This window comes from Flavobacterium denitrificans DSM 15936 (assembly GCF_000425445.1).
Lineage (GTDB): Bacteria > Bacteroidota > Bacteroidia > Flavobacteriales > Flavobacteriaceae > Flavobacterium > Flavobacterium denitrificans.
Genome location: NZ_AUDL01000012.1, coordinates 296,628 through 316,036 on the forward strand (window position 1 = coordinate 296,628; position 19,409 = coordinate 316,036).

The window sequence follows — 19,409 nt, forward strand, 5'->3', positions numbered from 1 at the left end:
TTTGAATATGAAAAAACTTAAAAAATTCCTGCTGGTTTTATTTGTCCTGATTGTTGTTTTAGGAATAGGTTTATGCGCTTATATTTTTCATTTAAAACCCAAATATGAAGGAGAGTTGGAATTGAAAAATCTTCAGGCAGCAACCACAGTCTATTTTGATGAATTTGGAGTTCCTCATATTTATGCCGATTCTGAAAAAGATGCGATGACGGCGCTTGGTTATGTTCACGCGCAGGAACGATTATGGCAAATGGAATTGCTTCGCAGAATTGCGCCGGGACGTTTATCTGAAATCTTCGGATCTGTAGCGCTTAAAAATGACAAGTTTTTCTCCGGAATTGGAATAGAAGAAGCTTCGGCGAAAGCCATTACTAAATTAGACAAAAACAGTCAAGCATATCAGTTAACACAGGCTTATTTGGATGGAATTAATCAATATTTGGAAGAAGGTGTTACACCAGTAGAGTTTACACTTGTTGGTGTGAAAAAAGAAAAATTTACGATAAAAGATGTTTATAATATCTTCGGATATATGTCTTTCAGTTTTGCAATGGCTCAAAAAACAGATCCGTTATTGACTGAAATCCGCAATAAATATGGTGTAGAATATTTGAAAGATTTAGGAATTGAAGGCCAATTCAATACGACTCAGTTAAAAAGCTCAAAAGAAGATATTGAGCAATACACAGAAATTTCAAAATCGGTTGCGGCTTTGTTGGACAAATCGCCAATTCCGCCGTTTATTGGAAGCAATAGTTGGGTTGCCGGACCGCATAAAACCAAAAGCGGAAAAGTGATTTTTGCCAATGATCCACACATTGGATTCTCGCAGCCTGCAACTTGGTATGAAGCTCATTTGATTACGCCTCAACATGAATTATATGGCTGTTATTTGGCTGGAACTCCTTTTCCGTTGTTGGCGCACAATCGTAATTATGCTTATGGTTTGACGATGTTTGAAAATGATGATATCGATTTTTATCAAGAAAAAAATAAAACGGGAGACGATAATCAATATCAAACTCCAACTGGATTTGCATCTTATGAAATCAGAAAAAAGACAATTAAAATAAAAGATACTTCTGATGTTGTTATGACCATAAAATCAAGTCGACACGGACCTATAATGAACGATGTTTTGGATCGTTTGGATAAAAAAAATCCGATTGCAATGTCATGGACGTATACAAGAGAACCGATTCAGATTTTAGATGCTGTTTATGGACTTTCACATGCAAAAAATAAAGATGATTTTAGAAAAGCAGTTCAATTGGTTGCAGCGCCAGGACTCAATGTAATGTATGGTGATTCCAAAGGAAATGTGGCGTGGTGGGCAACAGGAAAATTATACAAGCACGACAAGGGCGTGAATACTTTCTTGATTCTTGACGGCGCAAGCGGAAAAGATGATATTAAAGAATATCTGGATTTCTCAAAAAATCCATCTTCTGAAAACCCGAAATGGGGTTATGTTTATTCAGCAAATAATCAGCCTGAAGCTATCGATGGTTTTTTATATCCGGGTTATTATTTGCCTGAAGACCGAGCGAAAAGAATTTCAAGTTTAATGGATGCAAAATCAGATTGGGATAAAGAAGCAATCAGTAAAATGATTTACGACAATACTTCTCCAATTGCTCCGGGAACTGCTCAAAATTTGATTTCAAATTTAGATAACAAAACACTTTCTCCTGAAGAAAAACAAGCAATAGAAGTTTTAAAATCTTGGAAAGGAACAACAAATCTTGAAGATGTTGCCCCAACGATTTATAATAAATGGATATATCTTTATTTGAAAAATACTTTTGAAGATGAAATGGGGAAAGATAATTTCGATTTGTTTTTAGGAACTCATATCGGGAAACAAGTTATTGCAAGACAAGTGGCAAATGAAAATTCGGTTTGGTGGGATAATATCAAAACCAAAAATGTAAAAGAAACCAGAAAAGATATTGTTTCAAGATCATTTCATGATGCGATTTCGGCACTTCAAAATCAACTAGGAAACACAATTTCAGATTGGAATTGGGGAAAAGTTCATACAGTTGAGCACGAACATCCGTTAGGGAAAGTGGCGGCATTGCGAAAATTATTCAATGTTGGCCCATTTGAATCACCAGGATCAAATGAAGTGATAAATAATTTATTCTTTGGTTTTAATGAAGAGGGGAAATATTATGTCAAAGGCGGGCCATCAACAAGAAGAATTGTCGATTTCTCTGATGTTGAAAACAGTTGGAGCATTTTGCCGACAGGACAATCTGGAAATCCATTCAGCAAACATTATCATGATCAGGCAGAAATGTACAATGAAGGCAAATTCAGAAAAATGAAACTGAATAAAGAAGAAATTGTAAAAACATCAACAAAACTGGTTTTGAAACCTAAAAAGTAGTTTTGTTTCAAGTTTCAGGTTTCAAGTTCAAACTACATAAAAAATAAAAGGTTCAAAAGTTTTAGTTTTTAAAACCTTTGAACCTTTGTTACTTTGTTACTTTGAACCTTACTTAGAAATATACTTTCCTAAAACAATATCATTAGCAAAAATATTCAAGTTGTTAACAAGTGCCTTATTTGTTGTCATTGCATTTTTAGTTTGATAAGCAGTGTCTTTTTCATATGCTTTTAGAAGTGTTTCCAATTCAACTTCATCATAAAAAGCAAAAACATTGTAAATCGCATCTCTGAAATTTTTGTAATTGATGCTTTGTGTAATTTCCATTGCTTTTTGTTCGTTCCAGCCTTCCTTGGCAGAAGCTTCGTTAATTTTAGTCAAACAAAAATCAATAACATAAGTTTTATAGTGAGCCGCCTCTACAATTTTATCGACAATAATTTTGTTTTGTTGTGTGGGCATTGCTGGAGGTTGTGGATTGTTTTGCGAAATACATTTCGAAGAAATAAACAAACATAACAATGCAGTCACGAGACTGTACTTTTTTAGATTTTTCATAGGTTATTTAGTTGTTTTTGGGAGTGGCTAAAATAATATTTTTTATGACAAATCATCGAGTTTGAATGTTACAAGTTATAACAAAAAAAATCTGCTAAAAAGCAGTTTGAGATACTTTTTTGCAGATTCTTTGAAAAGCAATATTTCATTTATTTTTTCGAAAGCTCGGCTAAAACTTTTTTGCCACCTTCATTACTAGGGTCAAGCTCCACCGATTTTGTGTAATTTTCAATAGCCAATTTTTTGTCACCATCTGCCAAATAAGCTTCACCCAAACTATCATAAGTATTTCCTGATTTTGGGAAAGCTTCTACATTGATTTTAAAAACTTCAATAGCTTCTTTTTTCTTGCCCGTTTGCAATAATTGATATCCAATTCGGTTCATATCGCCTTCCTTAATGGCATATGTTGGATCATTTTTTAGTTTTTTATAAGCTTCGTTTCCTCCAGAAACGCCTTTTAAAGAATAAGCATCCAATAGATCAAGTGCTAAAGATTTTTTTGGCTGATTGTATGATTGTTTGTACAAAATAGCTCTAATGGCTTCATTCATTTCACCTAGAACTGTTCCGCCGGTATTGTTTAATAAAACGACCAAATTTTTATCAGCAGGAATTCTCGAAATTATGGTGTTGAAGCCGTTGATGCCACCGCCGTGCTCTGTAATTTTTACTTTTGCTCTATTGCCAATCGAAACTTCTTCTATTCCCCAACCATATCCATATGAATCATCCCATGCTTTAACATATGGCTTAAATATCAATTCCATTGATTTTTCTGAAAGCAATTTGTTGGTATAAAGTGCCTGATCCCATAAATACAAATCTTCAACAGTCGAATATAAAGATCCAGCAGCATATGGAATACTCATGTCGATATAAGCCGCGTTGACGATTTTTTTTCCCTCTTTTTCATATCCAGCAGCTCTGTTTTTTATGATTAAATCACTGTGGTCATAACCAGAATTGACCATTTTTAAAGGTGTGAAAATGGTTTCTTGTAAATATTGCTCGTACGTTTTTCCAGTGATTTTTTCAATAATATAACCCAACAAAAAATAGCCAGAATTGCTATAATTAAATTTTTCACCTGGAGCAAAATCAAGTGGCAATGTTGAAAATGTTTTTACAAATTCTGCTGGAGCATATGGATTTCTGGCTTTATCTTTAAAGAAATTCGGTGCGTTTGTATAATTCGGAATCCCAGATGAATGTGTAAGCAGATGATGAATCGTTATTTTATCTCCGTTTTCTTTTGGGTAATCTGGCAAATAGGTTGTAATTGGAACATCTAATTTTATTTTTCCTTCTTCAGCCAATTTTACAATTAAAAGTGCAGTGAATTGTTTCGTAATTGATCCTAGCCTAAATTTTGTGTCCGACTGATTTGGAATATTCCATTCAAAATTAGCAGAACCAAATCCTTTTTTGAAAATCACTTTTCCGTTTTCGGCCACTAAAGCCGATCCGTTGAATTGTCCATACTCATTGTATTTGCTTAAAAGTTGTTCGATTTCTTTGACTTTGTCTTGAGCAAAAGTGGTTATGGTTAAAAAAAATAAGGTTGTACAGAGGGCGATTGATTTGATTGACTTTTTCATAATAATTGCTGAGTATGGTTTTAGGATTAATAAAATGATTTGATTTTTGATTGATGATTGAAACATCGTAACGGTTAGATAGTCAGTAATTTGGTTTAAAATTACCAAATAAATTTATTCGTTCTAAATGTTAGACGATCGAATTATCGTTTGGTTTCAATCTCAATCAATTTTTTTCCATTTTCTCCTAAAAAATGTTCCATAAGCTTCCTGTAAACTTTGGAACAGTTATTAAAACGAATTTTTCTTAAATTTGGCTTTCGCCGAAACTACTATCAATACTCCAACTTTTACTGCCGAATCTTTTATTTTTTGAGAAAGTTAGTGTTCGGTATATAAATGCATTTTGGTGGTCGAACTGCGTGATAGTGGTTTGAAATCTTAGATGAAAATTCTGGTTTCTCTATGATTTTTAAGCAAACTCCACAAAATAGTCTCGTTTAGTATTTTTCCATTCCTCCAAAATTACACTATAATAAACATCATCTTTACTCTTTCCTTCAGAATCAACATAGTTATTTCTAAAAATCCCTTCTTTTAAAGCGCCTAATTTTTCAATAGCTCTCTGTGATCTTAAATTTTCAAGATCCGCACTGAATTGTATTCTTCTAAATTGAATTTTTTCAAAACCAAAATTCAGCAACTCAAATTTGCAGGCTTTGTTTAAGCCCGTTCCCTGGAAATCTTTTCCGTACCAAGTCCAGCCAATTTCGCATTTTTGGCTCGCATGATTTAGATATCCGTAGCGTGTGCTTCCAGCGACTTTATTTGTGGCTTTATCAATAATTAAAAACGGATAACAAATTCCATCTGATTTTTGTTTCAATGTACTTTGAATATAATTTTCAAAATCTTGTTGATTTCGCACGTATATTCCCATATATTTCCAGATTTCATCATCAAAAATAATTTCCTTTAGTTCTGCATTTCTTTCGTTTTCAAATGGAATCAAAAGGACTTTTTCATTTTCCAGAATAATATTTGTTTTTAGAATCTCGCTGTTCATGAATCTTTATTTAATTATAGTAAATTATGAGACAAAATTACTTGTTTAATTTTTGTGAATAAATTAAATAAAATAACATTTTGTTTTATTTGAAACAAAACAAGATGGCTAATTGTGACCTCAATTTATTTGATTATATATTAAGGTATAAGTTAGTTTTTAAATATCCCGCAAATTGAAAAGCTTACAGCAAATCTATAGCAACAAATAATTGCTTTATTTTAAGGGTTATCTATAATTATTACTTATTTTTACGACCCAATATTAGAATTTCCCTCGATGCAAACTTCACTAAAAATTGCTGTAGTTGGTTCTGGACTTGTAGGATCACTTTTGGCAATTTATCTTAAAAAAGCTGGCCACACCGTTCATGTTTATGACCGCAGTCCTGATATTAGAAAAATAAATTTTTCTGGCCGTTCTATTAATTTAGCAATGTCCAACCGTGGCTGGAAAGCTTTGGATGCAGTAGGAGTTGGCGATTCGGTTCGAGAAATCGCAATTCCAATGGACAAACGTGCTATTCATTTGGTTGACAAATTGAATTTTCAGAATTATGGTCAGGAAGGAGAATCGATTTATTCTATTTCGAGAGGAAAATTAAACAGAAAAATGATCGATCTTGCAGAAGAAGCGGGAGCGGAGTTTCATTTCGAGCAAAAAGTTTGGGATGTTACCTTAAGTGATGCAACTTTGCATATTGGCGAAAGTGAAAGAGGCGAGTGGGAAGAGCACAAATTTGATATGGTTTTTGGTGCCGATGGTGCGTTTTCAAGAATTCGTCACAGAATGCAACGCCAAAGTATGTTCAATTATTCGCAAGAATTTTTGAATATGGGTTACAAAGAATTGAATATTCCGGCAAATTCTGACGGAACACATAAATTAGATAAAAATTCATTTCATATTTGGCCAAGAGGCGAGTACATGTTGATTGCGCTTCCAAATCTTGATGGAAGTTTTACTTGTACCTTATTTATGCCTTTTGAGGGCGAAAACTCTTTTGAATCATTGACCGATCGTAAAATGGTTGAGGATTTCTTCGAGAAAAATTTCCCAGATTCTATTGAAGTAATTCCGGAACTTGCAAATGATTTCTTTAAAAATCCAACAAGTACTTTGGTTACCATGAAATGTTTTCCTTGGACGTTTGAAGACAAGATTGCCTTAATTGGAGATGCTTGTCATGCCATTGTTCCATTTTACGGACAAGGAATGAATGCTGGTTTTGAGGATATTACTGTTTTAAATGAAATGATTGAAAAGTACCAAGACGATTGGAAAAAAATATTTTCAGAATATCAAATTTCAAGAAAACCAAATGCTGACGCTATTGCGGAGCTTTCATATCGCAATTTTCTTGAAATGAGTACAAAAACTGCCGATGAAAAATTCTTGTTGCAAAAGAAAATAGAAAAAGTTTTTTCTGATAAACATCCAGATAAATGGATTCCGCTTTACAGTCGAGTAACTTTTAGTGATCGCCCTTATGCTGAAGCTTTGGCAATTGGTGATTTCCAAAACGGAATTATGGAAGAAGTTTTAAAACTTGATAATATCGAAAATATCTGGAACTCTCCAGAAGTTGAAAATAAAATTTTAGAGCTGTTGGAAAACAGATAAAAATTTAAACCATATAAGTTATATAAGTTCATTTAATATTTATGCGCAAGCATTATATTTACTTATATAACTTATATGGTTTTCTTTTTTTTATTTTTTGAATATTTTGGTCAAAACACCAAAAACGCCTCTGATAAAAGTAGCACTTGTCACGACTTTCAGGACAGATTTCGTAACTACTTCGGTAGTGCTTGGTCCAGTTTTGGTAGATTTACCTGGCGCTTCTTGTTCTTGCTCAACAGTGGCTTGTGTTGCTTCCTCGATTTTTTTTGTCAGTATTTCGTAAGCACTTTCGCGGTCAATTTCCTCAGCGTATTTTTTAACTAATTTTGATTTCCCATTAATTCCTTCAATTTCATCTGGAGTTAAAACATCCATTCGACTCATTGGTGCACGCATCATTGTTGCTACTAACGGTGTAGGGATACCTTTTTCGCTAAGTGCAGTTACTAATGCTTCTCCAATTCCTAAACTAGTCAGCAACTCATCAGTCTGATAATAATCTGAAGTTGGATAATTATCCGCCGTTTTCTTAATCGCTTGACGGTCATTAGCTGTAAAAGCTCTTAATGCATGCTGAATTTTCAAACCTAATTGCGCCAAAACGCCACTGGGAACATCCATTGGATTTTGCGTAACAAAATAAACACCAACACCTTTTGAACGAATCAGTTTTACAATAGTTTCAATTTGTTCCAATAATGCTTTGCTGGCTTCATTAAAAATCAAATGCGCTTCGTCAATAAAAATTACTAATTCTGGTTGTTCAGCATCTCCCTTTTCAGGCATTTTTTGATAAATCTCAGCCAAAAGACTCAACATAAAAGTCGAGAACAATTTAGGTTTGTCCTGAATATCAGTTAAGCGTATAATATTTACGTATCCTTTTCCATTTTCGTCAATTCGCATTAAATCATCAGTTTCAAAAGATAATTCACCAAAAAACAAATCACCGCCTTGTTGTTCCAACTCGATTATTTTTCTCAAAATAGTTCCAGTGGTCGCAGTTGAGATTTTGCCGTAACTTTCGGCAATTTCATCCTTACCTTCTTCCGTAATATAATTAATGACTTTTTTGATGTCTTTTAAATCAAGCAAAGGCATTTTGTTGTCGTCACAATATTTAAAGATAACAGCTACGACACCAGCCTGAGTATCATTAAGATCTAATATTCTAGAAAATAGAACTGGCCCAAATTCAGAAACTGTTGCACGCAAACGAACTCCGTTCTGTTTAGACAAGGACATTAATTCAACAGGAAATGAAGCTACATTATAAGGTATATCCATTTTGGCATGGCGTTCTGTAATAAAGCTTTGTTCTTTGCCTTCTTTTGCGATACCACTAAAATCACCTTTAATATCCATCATTAAAACAGGAATTCCAACATTTGACAGCTGTTCTGAAAAAACCTGAATTGTTTTTGTCTTCCCAGTTCCAGTCGCACCAGCGATAAGCCCATGGCGATTTAGGGTTTTCAATGGGATTTTTACATGAGCTTCTGCAATAGCTTCTCCATCAAGAATGGCGCTTCCAAGGGTAATGCTGTCGCCTTTAGAAAGATAACCGTTGTTTATCTCTTGAATGAAATTGTCTTTTTTATTCATGCTTTTATTTGTAATTTAGATGATTATAAGTTTTTTGCTTTGTTTTTAACAATTAGGCTGTATTTTTTTTAGTAAGAAAAAGCTTTTTTTGATTGAAAATGATATAAAAAAAAATTCGCAGCTTTTTAAGAAGATTTCAATGGATTAATTGAATATTTACTAAAACGTTGTAATTTTTTTATTATTCGACCTTTTTTTTGTTTTATCAAAAAAATGATGTTGGCAATTTAATGAGATATTTTTTAAATTGACGTTAAATTTCCTTCAATAAAATTAAAAAAAGTTTTTTTATTTAAACTAAACGTATAAATTTGCTCCTCTACAAGTTAAATATAACTAAAAAATAAAAATTATTTAAAACTATTAAAATTAAAAAAAATGGCAAACGTTAAAGTTAAAAAAGAAAGCACTTCAAATGGGGGAGGAATGATTTCAGGAATCATTATTGCAGCATGTGTTTTTGTAGGTTGGTTAATCTGGAAATTCGTTATGGGGGATTCAGCTAACTTTGAAGGAGGAAATCCAGAAACAGGTCACCCAATCAATACTTTAGGTATGGTTTACAAAGGAGGTTTCATTGTACCAGTATTATTAGGTATGCTTTTAATGGTTGTTGTTTTTTCTATTGAGAGATTTATCGTTATCGGTAAAGCTGCTGGTAAATCTAACTTAGATGCATTTATGAAAAATGTACAAGGAAGCATTAAAGAAGGAAACATCGAGGCTGCTATCGCTTCATGTGACAAACAACAAGGTTCAGTTGCAAATGCAATTAAATCTGCTTTGATTAAATATCAAGACGTTAAAAAAGAAGGTTTCAACAGTGAAGAAGCTTCAGAAGTGATCCACAAAGAAATCGAAGAGGCTACTTCATTAGAAATGCCAATGTTAGAAAAAAATATGACTATTATCTCTACTTTAGTATCTTTAGGTACATTAGGAGGATTATTAGGAACAGTATCTGGTATGATTAAAGCGTTTGGTGCGTTAGCTTCTGCTGGAACTCCAGACCAGGCTGCTCTTGCAACAGGTATCTCTGAGGCACTTATCAACACTGCAACAGGTATCTCTACTTCTATCTTTGCAATTGTTTCTTACAACTTCTTTACTGCTAAAATTGACGATTTAACTTACTCTATCGATGAGGCTGGTACTACAATCGTGAATACTTACAGAAAATTCAGAGGAAGTTTAAAACAATAATTAATTTTTGATATATAAATAATTAAGATTTAATTATATCAAAAAAAATAAAATAAAAGATAATGGCTAAAATTAAAATGAAAAAGAAGTCGACATCGACAGATATGACTGCCATGTGTGATGTTGCGTTCCTTTTGCTTACGTTCTTTATCTTGACTGCTACTGCTAAAGTTCCTGAAGCGCTTCCTGTTGATATGCCTGCTTCTACTGTAGAACATAAATTACCAGATTCTAATTTGGCAATTATTACAATAGGAAAAGGAAAAGACGGGAAAAGCAAAGTTTTCTTCGATATCAAAGGAAGAGAGATTCGTAAAAAGACTCTTGAAGGTATGGGAGCAAAATTTGGAGTGAACTTTTCAGAAGATGATAAAACTAAATTTGCATTAATGGATGACTTTGGTGTTCCAGTAGCAGGTTTAAAGCAAATCATTGACATGAAAGCAGCTGATAGAACTAAAGCAAATCAGCCAGGTATTCCAATCGATTCTTTGGATAATCAATTAAAAGAGTGGCTTTTGGTTTCAAGAAGAGCTACAATCGATCTTGAGGACAAAGAGTTAGAGATTGCAATCAAAGGAGATGCTAAAGAACAATATCCTCAAATCAAAAAGATTATGGATATTTTACAAGATCAGAAAATCAATTCCTTTAACTTAGTTACAGGTACAAGAGGAAAAGACTTTTAATTAAAAAAGATACACTAAAATGGCTGAATTAAATACTGGCGACAGTGGTGGCGGAAAAGGTGGCAAGGTAAGAAGTAAAAAGCAAAATTCGAAAGTCGATTTAACGGCGATGGTGGATTTGGCATTCTTATTGATCACGTTCTTTATGTTGACCACATCGTTGTCAAAACCTAAAGCGATGGATTTATCATTGCCAGACAAAAACGAGGATCCTACTAAGAATAAAGATATTAAGGTAGATGAGAATCGTACAATGACAGTGATGTTAGGGGAAAATAATAAATTGGTTTATTATATGGGATTATTAGCTACTCCAATTGCGGGACCTAAAGATATTACATATGGTAAAGATGGAATTCGTAGAGAAGTTCTTAAAAGAAAAAAATCAGTTTTAGAATATTCTGCTGCTCAAGGAAAACCAAAAAATGGAATTATCGTTATTATAAAGCCAAGCAAAAAGTCAACTTACCGAAATTTAGTTGATATGTTGGATGAAATGGCGATTGCTGGAGTTGATACTTATGCAATAGTTCCTGAGTTTACGCCAGAGGAAACAAAATTGATAGATAAGAAATAAGATTTATCTTGTTTGAACATCCTAATAATCAAGAAAAATGAAATTAGATATTATAAAAAATCAGTGGCTTGATATCGTATTCGAAGGACGTAATAAGATATATGGTGCATATGAGTTAAGAAAATCGAACAACAAAACTACGGTAAGAGCTCTTATCATTGGTTCGATCATCTTTAGCTTTGCTGTAGCAGCTCCTCTTATTGCAAGTTATTTGCCAGATTCTGGTGAAGAAGATATGGATAAGGATATTAAGATCGCTACAGTTAAATTACCTCCTAAGAAAAAAGAAGAGGTAAAACCAAATGAACCGCCACCACCACCACCACCACCAAAAGTGGATCAGGTGAAATTTGTGAAGCCGGTTGTTGCAAAAGCAGAAGAGGTTACAGAAGATCCACCAAAAATTGAAGATCTTAAAGATAAAAAGGTTGGTGCTGAAACTATTAAAGGAGATCCTGATGCAGTTTTAACTGTTGATGAGCCAGTAGGTACTGGAACTGCTGCAGTAGTTGAGGAGGACAACCAAGTATATAACACAGCTGGTATCGAAGTAAAACCAGATTTCCCTGGAGGAATTGAGAAATTCTACAAATTCGTAGGAAACAATTACAAAACTCCAGAAGAAGAAGGTTTAAAAGGTAAAGTTTACGTTACGTTTGTAGTTGAAAAAGACGGTTCATTAACCGACATTAAAGTTTTAAGGGATATCGGTTACGGTACAGGAGCAGAAGCAATTCGTGTTCTTAAAAAATGTCCAAAATGGACTCCTGGCGAGCAAAATGGTAAAAAAGTTAGGGTATTATACTCTTTACCTATTACTATTCAATCTGCAGAATAATGTTAAAAGATATGCTTAATAATATTCAGAAGAAATCGCTCAAAGAGCGATTTCTTCTTGTTTTAGGAATACTGTTTTTTTTAATATATCTTGTGCTGGGTTTAATGATTATGTTTTGGGAAAAATTACCTTTAAACATGGAGCCTAAATACAGATATGCTTTTGGAGGACTATTGATTGTGTATTCAGGAATACGTTTTCTTAGGTTGATTAATTCTAATACTGACTAATATGTTGAAGTATAGTAAAGTCTTTGGTTTGGTTGCTTTTGTCTTTTTGTTTGCCATGTGCAACCAAAAAAGCAAGAATGAATCAGAAGAAACAATTTTAAAAGGATCTCTTGATGTTACAGTTGATGAAACTGTAAAACCAATTGTTGACGATCAGGTGGCAGTTTTTGAAGGAACTTACTATGATGCTAAAATCAATGTGAAGCCTAAATCGGAGGTGGAGCTTATCAATGATTTGCTGAATAAAAAAGCTAAAGTTGTAGTAACTGCGCGAAATTTGACACAGGAAGAATTGAAAAGATTTGAAAAAAGTAAAATTAATCCTAGAGTTACGCCATTTGCTATTGATGCAATAGCCTTAATTTCCAACAAAAGCAATAATGACACATTAATTGCGTTGAAGTCTGTATTAGATTTTATGCAAGGAAAGAAAGAAACTGGAATTAAAGGGCTTGTTTTTGACAATCCGAATTCTAGTACAGTTCGTTACATGAAGGATTTGGCAAAAGTGAAAGACATTCCGGCAACTGGAGTTTTTTCATTCAAAACCAATGATGAAGTGATTAAATTCGTTTCTGAAAACGAAGGAATGATTGGAGTGGTTGGTGTTAATTGGCTTTCGCAACCATCAGCTAATATGGCTGATTTTATAGAAAAAGTCAATATTTTAGGAGTGAAAGGCTTGAACAGCAATCAATATTATTATCCAAGCCAGAATGACCTTGCCGAAGAAAAATATCCTTTGGCACGTGATTTGTTTATTATAAATTGTCAGGGTTATACTGGATTAGGAATGGGCTTTTCGTCATTTATGGCAGGAGAAATTGGCCAAAGGATTATATTGAAATCTAGTTTGATGCCAGTAAAAGTACCGGGAAGAAAACTAAATATTAGAACCCAAATTTTAAAAGATAAAGAATAAATTAATTACTACAAAGATGAATAAATTTAAAATTTTTAGTCTTGCCTTAGTTGCTACAGCTTCTGTTGCAAAAGCGCAAGACATCAAAGAAGCTAAAAAAGCAATTGATGCTGAGCAGTTTCAAAAGGCAAAATCTTTGCTTAAGTCAATCATCAAAGCAAAACCTTCAGATGGTGAAGCTAATTTTGTTTTAGGTAATATCTATTTAAACCAAAGCGTTGTTGATTCTGCTAAAATCTATTATTTAAATGGAATCGAAGCAGCAGACAAAAAAAATCTGAATTATATTGGATTAGGTCAAATTGATCTTGATAATAAAAATACTGCTTCTGCTCAAGCTAATTTTGGTTTGGCAACTAAAGATATGAAGCGTAAAGATGTTGATGAGTATATCTATATTGGTAAAGCTTATATTAATTCAAACAATCCTGATTACAATAGTGCAATCGCGAGTTTGAAACGCGCTTTAGCAATTGAGCCTCAAAATGCGACAGCTTTGCTTACTATTGGTGATGCTTATTATGGAGCTAATAATCAAAATGATGCTTATAAAGCTTATCGTGACGCATTTACTGCAGATCCAACACTTTTGAGAGCAAAAATGCAATTGGGTGTTTTATTAAAAGGTGCTAAATCTTATGATGAAGCTATTAAATCTTTTAATGAAGTTATCGCTTTAAATGCAAATTACGGACCTGTTTACAGAGAATTAGCTGAAACATATTACAAATGGGCGAGAAATAAGCCTTCTACAGCAAAAACGAATTTGCAGAACGCTATAACAAATTATGAGAAATACTTAAGCTTGACAGATTACTCTTTAGATTCTAAAATGCGTCACGCAGATTTCTTGATCTTAGTAAAAGATTACAAAAGTCTAGAAACTGTTGCAAACAAAATGATTGCTGAGGACAAAGTTAATCCTAGAATTTACAGATATTTAGGATATTCTGCTTATGAGAATGGTAACATCGATGTTGCTCTTAAATCATTAGAAGATTATGTAAAAGTTCCTAACAATAAAGTAATCGCTAAAGATTATTTATACTTAGGATTTGCGAAAATTAAAAAAGGTACTGCTGCTGATGGTTCAGTTGAAGCTTCTGCTTTTGAGGCTGGTTTAACTGATATCAAAAAAGCGGTTGCTATGGAGCCATTAGCTGTTGAAGATCTTGGTGATTTTGGTAAAGAGTTGTTTGGTAAAAAACAATACAATCAAGCAGCTGCTATTTATGAGTTAACTACAACTAATAGTGAGCAGAAAAACTACTTGAATGATAATGTTTATTATGGTATCTCTCTTTATTATGCAAATGCAAATAAAACGAACGGAGCTGTTGATGCTGCTGCTTTAACTAAAGCTGATGCTGCTTTTGACAGAGTTCTTGTTGCTTCACCAACTTATGACGAAGCTTACTTATATAAAGGAAGAATCAACAACTTATTGGAGAAAGATGATTTGATTATCAAAAACTACGAAGAGTATGTTGCTAAAACTACTGCTAAAGGCGCTGAGGAATTAGCAAAACCTGCAACAGTTAAGAAAGTAGTTGAGGCTTACAATAGTATTGGTGCGGCTTATGCTAATACAGACAAAGCTAAAGCAGTTGAATACTTTAATAAATCTTTAGTTTTAGATCCTGCTAATAAATATGCGGCGGATTCTGTAAAAGCTTTAAAATAATAAATTAGTTTCTAACTAATTATAAAACCGACAGTTCAATGAGCTGTCGGTTTTTTTGTTCCGTATTTAAATGACTATCTTTGCACTTTAAAATTGAATAATGTTATCAAAAGAAATACAATTAGAAGTTAATAAAGGAGCTATGTTACCTTTGATGGAGGAGTTTTACACTATTCAGGGGGAAGGTTTTCATACGGGAACGGCAGCATATTTTATTAGAATTGGAGGATGTGATGTTGGTTGTCATTGGTGCGATGTAAAGGAAAGTTGGAATGCAGAACTGCATCCACCAACTAGTATTGATTTAATTGTAAAAAATGCTTCAACTTACGCTGATACTGTTGTGATTACTGGAGGAGAGCCATTGACTTGGGATATGACTTTGCTTACGCAACAGTTAAAAGATAAAAATCTGAAAGTTCATATTGAGACATCTGGTGCTTATCCGTTGAGCGGAACTTGGGATTGGATTTGTCTTTCGCCGAAGAAAAATAAACTGCCAACTCAGACTGTTTACGACAATGCAGATGAGTTGAAAGTTATTATTTATAATAAGCATGATTTTATTTTCGCAGAAGAACAAGCTGAACTTGTTAATGACAATGCTATTTTGTTCTTGCAGCCTGAATGGAGTAAAAAGGAAGAAATGACTCCACTAATTGTTGATTATGTGATGAATAATCCAAAATGGCGTGTTTCTCTACAGACACATAAATATTTGAATATACCATAAAAGAAAATCTCTTCAACTGAAGAGATTTTCTTTTATGGCCAGTTTTTATATTTTTTTAAAGTTGTAATATGCGCCAAATGATGGTTTCCATGCCAGGCATACATTCCTATTATTTTCTTGAGTTTATTTTCTGAGTTATCTGCGGGATGTATAAACGTTTTTTCTAAATCAGATTCTGATAAGTTTTTCATGATGTAACCCAATCTGAAATGAAGTCCTTTTAATAAATCTAAGGTTGGCTGAATCGGCATTGTTAAATTATCATTTAGTTCAGACCATAAAACTTCATCATAAGCCTTAATTACAGGATTGTTTTCAGTTAATGTCCATTTTGTTCTGACATAACAATGCATGTGACTTTCAGCACAATGATGGATGACTTGTCTTACAGTCCATCCGTCAGGGCGATAGGGCGTGTCCAATTGTTTATCGGTTAAATGAATGGTTTCTTTGGCTAATTTTTCAGGAAGAGTTTCAATTTCTTTAATTTTTTCAGAAAGATATTCTGGTGTATAATGCTCCGGAGCAATAAATTTTCCAATAGGGTATTTTAATTTTTCAAGATCAAACTCTTTCATTGTGTATGTTTTAGTGTTAAATAGAAAGTTTGGCTAAATAATCATAATGCTCGCCTTCTAAAATTAGTTCGCATTTTAATCCGTTAGCAATTGCTGCATTTTGGAGTGTGTTGTAATCTAGATAAAGCCAGTCAAACGATTCTTCTTTTTCTCCTTTGTACGAAATTGTAAAAGTTAATTCTCCATAATAATTATTACTAGACGGAATCCATTTGCCTCCATCTTCATCTTCGTCAAACATATAGATAATATCTGAACTGTCGATTAAAATTTGTCCGTTTGGATTTAATAGCGACTTTAATTTGGACAAATATTGGTTGCAGTTTTCTAGTTTTCCAAAAATGCCGGTTCCATTCATTAATAATAGAATCGTGTCAAATTTTTCTCCTACTAAATCAAGTATGTTTTGAGTTTTTGCGTTTTTTACTCCTCTTAGTTTGCAGGTTGCGATTGCCTTTTCTGAAATGTCTATTGAAGTTACATCTAAATGGCGGTCATTTTGCAATGAAAGGCTATGGCTTCCAGCGCCGCATCCAACATCGAGAGTTTTGCCAATAGCCAATTGCAATGCCTTTTGCTCTAGTTTTGGCATATCATTATAAGAACGGAATAAGTATGCAACACTCATTTCGTCTTCTTCAGAAATTGAGGTTTCAGTAATAATGTCTTCCGGTTTGTTATTGGTTTGGAAGTCAAACATGGCTTTCCCAAAAAGATCTTTCATCGTAATTTAATTCAAAGATTAGGGTTTCAAGTTTAAAGTTGCTTAATTTTGTGCATCAACTTTAAATTTTAAACTTGAAACAAATTTTAAATAACTTAAATAAGTTAGCCAAAGATAAGCATATCGAAAACAAAAAGTATTTTGATAAGCTTAAAAAGAAACAGCCTAAGAATTTAGATTATATCATGCAGGATTTGCATGATGCCGAATTTAAGAAAACAGATTGTCTGCAATGCGCAAATTGTTGTAAGACAACTGGGCCGTTATTTACTTTGGCTGATATTGAACGAATCTCTAAATCTTTTAGGCAAAAGCCACAGCAGTTTATTGACCAGTATTTGAGAATCGATGAAGATAAAGATTATGTTTTAAAAAGCGTTCCATGTACTTTTTTAGATAGCGAAAATTACTGTATGATTTATGATGTTCGCCCAAAGGCATGTCGTGAGTTTCCGCATACAGACCGCAAGAAGTTTCATCAAATATCAGATTTGACTTTAAAGAATGTTGCCATATGCCCAGCAGCTTACAATATAGTGGAAGAAATGAAAAAGAAACTTCCCTTATAAGAGGCTTGAAACTGCTAATTGTTTTTTAAAGCAATTCTATTCTGGTTTTTTAAATGTATTTTTGAATTGAAGAAAATACAAATCGTAAATATCAAAACAAGATCAATAAATTGAATTTAGAATATTTTATAGCCAAAAGACTTATTACTGCAAAGGATTATAAAAGCAGTATTTCGGCGCCTATTATAAAAATTGCCATTTCGGCTATTGCAATCGGCATTATTATGATGCTGGTTTCGGTAGCGACCGGAATTGGATTGCAACAAAAAATTCGTGATAAAATTTCAGCCTTCAATGGTCAAGTTATCATATCAAATTTCGACAACAATAATTCTGAAGTTACGTTAGTTCCAATTTCAAAAAAACAAGATTTTTATCCCAATTTCAAATCCGTTCCAGAGGTAACCCATATTCAAGCAATTGCTACAAAAGCTGGAATTATTAGAACTTCAACTGCATTCGAAGGAATAATTTTTAAAGGAGTAGGGGCTGATTACGATTGGAGCAACATAAAAGAATATCTTGTCCAGGGAGATTTGCCGGATTTTACGAAATCACTAAATGAAGAAGTTGTTATTTCCAGATTTCTTGCTGATCGACTCAATTTAAAATTGGGTGATAGTTTCAATACCTTTTTTATAAAAGAAGAACAAGGGAAAATGCCAAATAGTCGCCGATTTAAAATTGTAGGGATTTTTAGTTCGGGATTTCAGGATTTTGATGCTACTTTTATAATTGGAGATATTCGTCATATTCAGCGAATCAATAAATGGGAGCCAGATCAAATCGGTGCTTTTGAGGTTTTTGTAAAAGATTTTACGAAAATAAAACAAACGGGCAATCAAATTTATGAGCAAACGCCATCAGGTTTAGATACTAAGTCTATCATTGAAAAATACAGTTACATTTTTGATTGGTTGCAACTTTTTGATTTTAATATCATAGTAATACTTGGCGTTATGATTTTAGTAGCGACAATAAATATGGTTGTAACACTATTAGTACTTATTTTAGAGCGTACTCAAATGATTGGTATTTTAAAATCTTTAGGAGCTAATAACTGGACTGTTCGGAAAATATTTCTATATAATGCCTTCTATTTAATTATGCGTGGTTTGTTTTGGGGGAATCTTATTGGGATCTCAATTTTATTAATCCAACAGCATTTTGGAGTTGTTCATTTAAACCCTGAAAACTATTATGTAAATCAAGCTCCGGTATATTTAAATTGGGGCTATGTAATTGCGTTAAATCTATTGACAATAATAATTTGTTTTTTAGTATTACTGATACCATCTTATATAATAACCAAGATATCTCCAGTCAAAGCAATTCGTTTTGATTAATTGTTTAAACACAAGTTTTCCAACCCGACAGTTTCCAAAACCTGTCGGGTTTGTTTTTTTATACATATATAAGTAGAGAAGTATGCTATAATATATAAGAGTAAAAGCAAATATTCCCGTCTGAGCAAATCCTAAGCTTTTCTAAGGAGTAATTTTGGAATTTAGGATATTAGATTGCAATTAATAAGGAGCTTAATCCCGCTATACGCTTCAATCTTTTGTGCCTCCCGATAGCTATCGGGACCGGCACAAAAGGATTTCCTCCCGATGCCTCGGGACTATCGGGGCTATGGCACCTGTTTCCAGAAGAAAATATCAGGAAATAACGAAATCAGAGAAGAGAAACCAGGCTCCCGGGGAATAAAAAGGGCAGAAGAGAGTCTTGTAGAGGAAAAAACTTTGCGCCTTTGCGCCTCTGCGAGACTGAAAACAGCCGAAAAGCAGATTCCAAAGCTTGATTTCTTGGCAGGAAAGAACGCTGAAGGCTGAAAATTCAATAAAAAGCATAAAGGAAAAAAGGCAAAA

General features: G+C 33.3%; 19 protein-coding genes. 12 read left to right on the forward strand and 7 right to left on the reverse strand.

What is annotated here, in order from left to right; genetic code table 11:
- Positions 1–7 precede the first annotated feature (7 nt).
- Complete coding sequence (locus H600_RS0108790; RefSeq protein ID WP_026728435.1) at positions 8–2,395, forward strand: penicillin acylase family protein; 2,388 nt, start codon at positions 8–10, stop codon at positions 2,393–2,395.
- 108 nt (positions 2,396–2,503) lie between these two features.
- Here the strand turns inward: H600_RS0108790 and H600_RS0108795 are convergent, their stop codons facing one another.
- The 3 genes from H600_RS0108795 to H600_RS0108805 all read right to left on the reverse strand — a co-directional run bounded on the left by H600_RS0108795 (position 2,504) and on the right by H600_RS0108805 (position 5,560).
- Entirely contained in the window at positions 2,504–2,953 is a 450-nt protein-coding gene (locus H600_RS0108795) for a hypothetical protein (RefSeq protein ID WP_026728436.1), read from the reverse strand.
- A 149-nt stretch (positions 2,954–3,102) separates the two neighbouring features.
- Entirely contained in the window at positions 3,103–4,554 is a 1,452-nt protein-coding gene (locus tag H600_RS0108800; RefSeq protein ID WP_026728437.1) for a serine hydrolase domain-containing protein, read from the reverse strand.
- 412 nt (positions 4,555–4,966) lie between these two features.
- Complete coding sequence (locus tag H600_RS0108805; protein WP_026728438.1) at positions 4,967–5,560, reverse strand: GNAT family N-acetyltransferase; 594 nt, start codon at positions 5,558–5,560, stop codon at positions 4,967–4,969.
- Positions 5,561–5,839: 279 nt separating this feature from the next.
- Here H600_RS0108805 and H600_RS0108810 point away from each other — a divergent pair, with 279 nt between their 5' ends.
- Positions 5,840–7,183, forward strand: coding sequence for an FAD-dependent oxidoreductase (locus H600_RS0108810; RefSeq protein WP_026728439.1), 1,344 nt, complete (start codon positions 5,840–5,842; stop codon positions 7,181–7,183).
- Positions 7,184–7,273: 90 nt separating this feature from the next.
- Here H600_RS0108810 and H600_RS0108815 read toward each other — a convergent pair whose 3' ends face one another.
- On the reverse strand, positions 7,274–8,791 hold the full coding sequence (locus H600_RS0108815; protein ID WP_026728440.1) for a helicase HerA-like domain-containing protein: 1,518 nt from the start codon (positions 8,789–8,791) through the stop codon (positions 7,274–7,276).
- A gap of 378 nt (positions 8,792–9,169) precedes the next feature.
- Here H600_RS0108815 and H600_RS0108820 point away from each other — a divergent pair, with 378 nt between their 5' ends.
- The 8 genes from H600_RS0108820 (at position 9,170) to H600_RS0108855 (ending at position 15,667) form a co-directional block, all read left to right on the forward strand.
- The gene (locus H600_RS0108820) at positions 9,170–9,994 is read left to right on the forward strand and encodes a MotA/TolQ/ExbB proton channel family protein (protein WP_026728441.1); all 825 of its coding nucleotides are present in this window, start codon (positions 9,170–9,172) and stop codon (positions 9,992–9,994) included.
- 62 nt (positions 9,995–10,056) lie between these two features.
- Complete coding sequence (locus H600_RS0108825) at positions 10,057–10,683, forward strand: ExbD/TolR family protein (protein ID WP_026728442.1); 627 nt, start codon at positions 10,057–10,059, stop codon at positions 10,681–10,683.
- A 19-nt stretch (positions 10,684–10,702) separates the two neighbouring features.
- Positions 10,703–11,260, forward strand: coding sequence for an ExbD/TolR family protein (locus H600_RS0108830; protein WP_026728443.1), 558 nt, complete (start codon positions 10,703–10,705; stop codon positions 11,258–11,260).
- 37 nt (positions 11,261–11,297) lie between these two features.
- On the forward strand, positions 11,298–12,098 hold the full coding sequence (locus H600_RS0108835; RefSeq protein WP_026728444.1) for an energy transducer TonB: 801 nt from the start codon (positions 11,298–11,300) through the stop codon (positions 12,096–12,098).
- Complete coding sequence (locus tag H600_RS23170; protein ID WP_026728445.1) at positions 12,098–12,328, forward strand: hypothetical protein; 231 nt, start codon at positions 12,098–12,100, stop codon at positions 12,326–12,328. The genes H600_RS0108835 and H600_RS23170 overlap by 1 nt, the downstream gene beginning before the upstream one ends.
- Position 12,329: 1 nt before the next feature.
- Complete coding sequence (locus H600_RS0108845; protein ID WP_026728446.1) at positions 12,330–13,250, forward strand: PstS family phosphate ABC transporter substrate-binding protein; 921 nt, start codon at positions 12,330–12,332, stop codon at positions 13,248–13,250.
- 16 nt (positions 13,251–13,266) lie between these two features.
- Positions 13,267–14,934: a tetratricopeptide repeat protein gene (locus H600_RS0108850; RefSeq protein ID WP_026728447.1), complete on the forward strand. Its 1,668-nt coding sequence runs from the start codon at positions 13,267–13,269 to the stop codon at positions 14,932–14,934.
- 100 nt (positions 14,935–15,034) lie between these two features.
- Positions 15,035–15,667, forward strand: a complete 633-nt coding sequence (locus tag H600_RS0108855) for a 7-carboxy-7-deazaguanine synthase QueE (RefSeq protein WP_026728448.1) — start codon at positions 15,035–15,037, stop codon at positions 15,665–15,667.
- A 32-nt stretch (positions 15,668–15,699) separates the two neighbouring features.
- On the opposite strand, the gene H600_RS0108860 is transcribed toward H600_RS0108855, so the two are convergent.
- The gene (locus H600_RS0108860) at positions 15,700–16,245 is read right to left on the reverse strand and encodes a YfiT family bacillithiol transferase (RefSeq protein ID WP_026728449.1); all 546 of its coding nucleotides are present in this window, start codon (positions 16,243–16,245) and stop codon (positions 15,700–15,702) included.
- A 16-nt stretch (positions 16,246–16,261) separates the two neighbouring features.
- The gene (locus H600_RS0108865; protein WP_026728450.1) at positions 16,262–16,969 is read right to left on the reverse strand and encodes a class I SAM-dependent methyltransferase; all 708 of its coding nucleotides are present in this window, start codon (positions 16,967–16,969) and stop codon (positions 16,262–16,264) included.
- Between the two features lie 74 nt (positions 16,970–17,043).
- On the opposite strand from H600_RS0108865, the gene H600_RS0108870 reads away from it, so the two are divergent.
- The gene (locus tag H600_RS0108870) at positions 17,044–17,538 is read left to right on the forward strand and encodes a YkgJ family cysteine cluster protein (RefSeq protein WP_026728451.1); all 495 of its coding nucleotides are present in this window, start codon (positions 17,044–17,046) and stop codon (positions 17,536–17,538) included.
- Between the two features lie 110 nt (positions 17,539–17,648).
- Positions 17,649–18,884: an ABC transporter permease gene (locus H600_RS0108875; protein WP_026728452.1), complete on the forward strand. Its 1,236-nt coding sequence runs from the start codon at positions 17,649–17,651 to the stop codon at positions 18,882–18,884.
- 287 nt (positions 18,885–19,171) lie between these two features.
- On the opposite strand, the gene H600_RS23105 is transcribed toward H600_RS0108875, so the two are convergent.
- The coding region (locus tag H600_RS23105; protein ID WP_209320120.1) for a hypothetical protein at positions 19,172–19,409 on the reverse strand (238 nt) is incomplete at its 5' end.

Bases quoted from the DNA above. Each gene is read 5' to 3' on its own strand.
- H600_RS0108790 (WP_026728435.1), top strand. From the start codon at position 8: ATGAAAAAACTTAAAAAATTCCTGCTGGTTTTATTTGTCCTGATTGTT.
- H600_RS0108795 (WP_026728436.1), bottom strand. From the start codon at position 2,953: ATGAAAAATCTAAAAAAGTACAGTCTCGTGACTGCATTGTTATGTTTG.
- H600_RS0108800 (WP_026728437.1), bottom strand. From the start codon at position 4,554: ATGAAAAAGTCAATCAAATCAATCGCCCTCTGTACAACCTTATTTTTT.
- H600_RS0108805 (WP_026728438.1), bottom strand. From the start codon at position 5,560: ATGAACAGCGAGATTCTAAAAACAAATATTATTCTGGAAAATGAAAAA.
- H600_RS0108810 (WP_026728439.1), top strand. From the start codon at position 5,840: ATGCAAACTTCACTAAAAATTGCTGTAGTTGGTTCTGGACTTGTAGGA.
- H600_RS0108815 (WP_026728440.1), bottom strand. From the start codon at position 8,791: ATGAATAAAAAAGACAATTTCATTCAAGAGATAAACAACGGTTATCTT.
- H600_RS0108820 (WP_026728441.1), top strand. From the start codon at position 9,170: ATGGCAAACGTTAAAGTTAAAAAAGAAAGCACTTCAAATGGGGGAGGA.
- H600_RS0108825 (WP_026728442.1), top strand. From the start codon at position 10,057: ATGGCTAAAATTAAAATGAAAAAGAAGTCGACATCGACAGATATGACT.
- H600_RS0108830 (WP_026728443.1), top strand. From the start codon at position 10,703: ATGGCTGAATTAAATACTGGCGACAGTGGTGGCGGAAAAGGTGGCAAG.
- H600_RS0108835 (WP_026728444.1), top strand. From the start codon at position 11,298: ATGAAATTAGATATTATAAAAAATCAGTGGCTTGATATCGTATTCGAA.
- H600_RS23170 (WP_026728445.1), top strand. From the start codon at position 12,098: ATGTTAAAAGATATGCTTAATAATATTCAGAAGAAATCGCTCAAAGAG.
- H600_RS0108845 (WP_026728446.1), top strand. From the start codon at position 12,330: ATGTTGAAGTATAGTAAAGTCTTTGGTTTGGTTGCTTTTGTCTTTTTG.
- H600_RS0108850 (WP_026728447.1), top strand. From the start codon at position 13,267: ATGAATAAATTTAAAATTTTTAGTCTTGCCTTAGTTGCTACAGCTTCT.
- H600_RS0108855 (WP_026728448.1), top strand. From the start codon at position 15,035: ATGTTATCAAAAGAAATACAATTAGAAGTTAATAAAGGAGCTATGTTA.
- H600_RS0108860 (WP_026728449.1), bottom strand. From the start codon at position 16,245: ATGAAAGAGTTTGATCTTGAAAAATTAAAATACCCTATTGGAAAATTT.
- H600_RS0108865 (WP_026728450.1), bottom strand. From the start codon at position 16,969: ATGAAAGATCTTTTTGGGAAAGCCATGTTTGACTTCCAAACCAATAAC.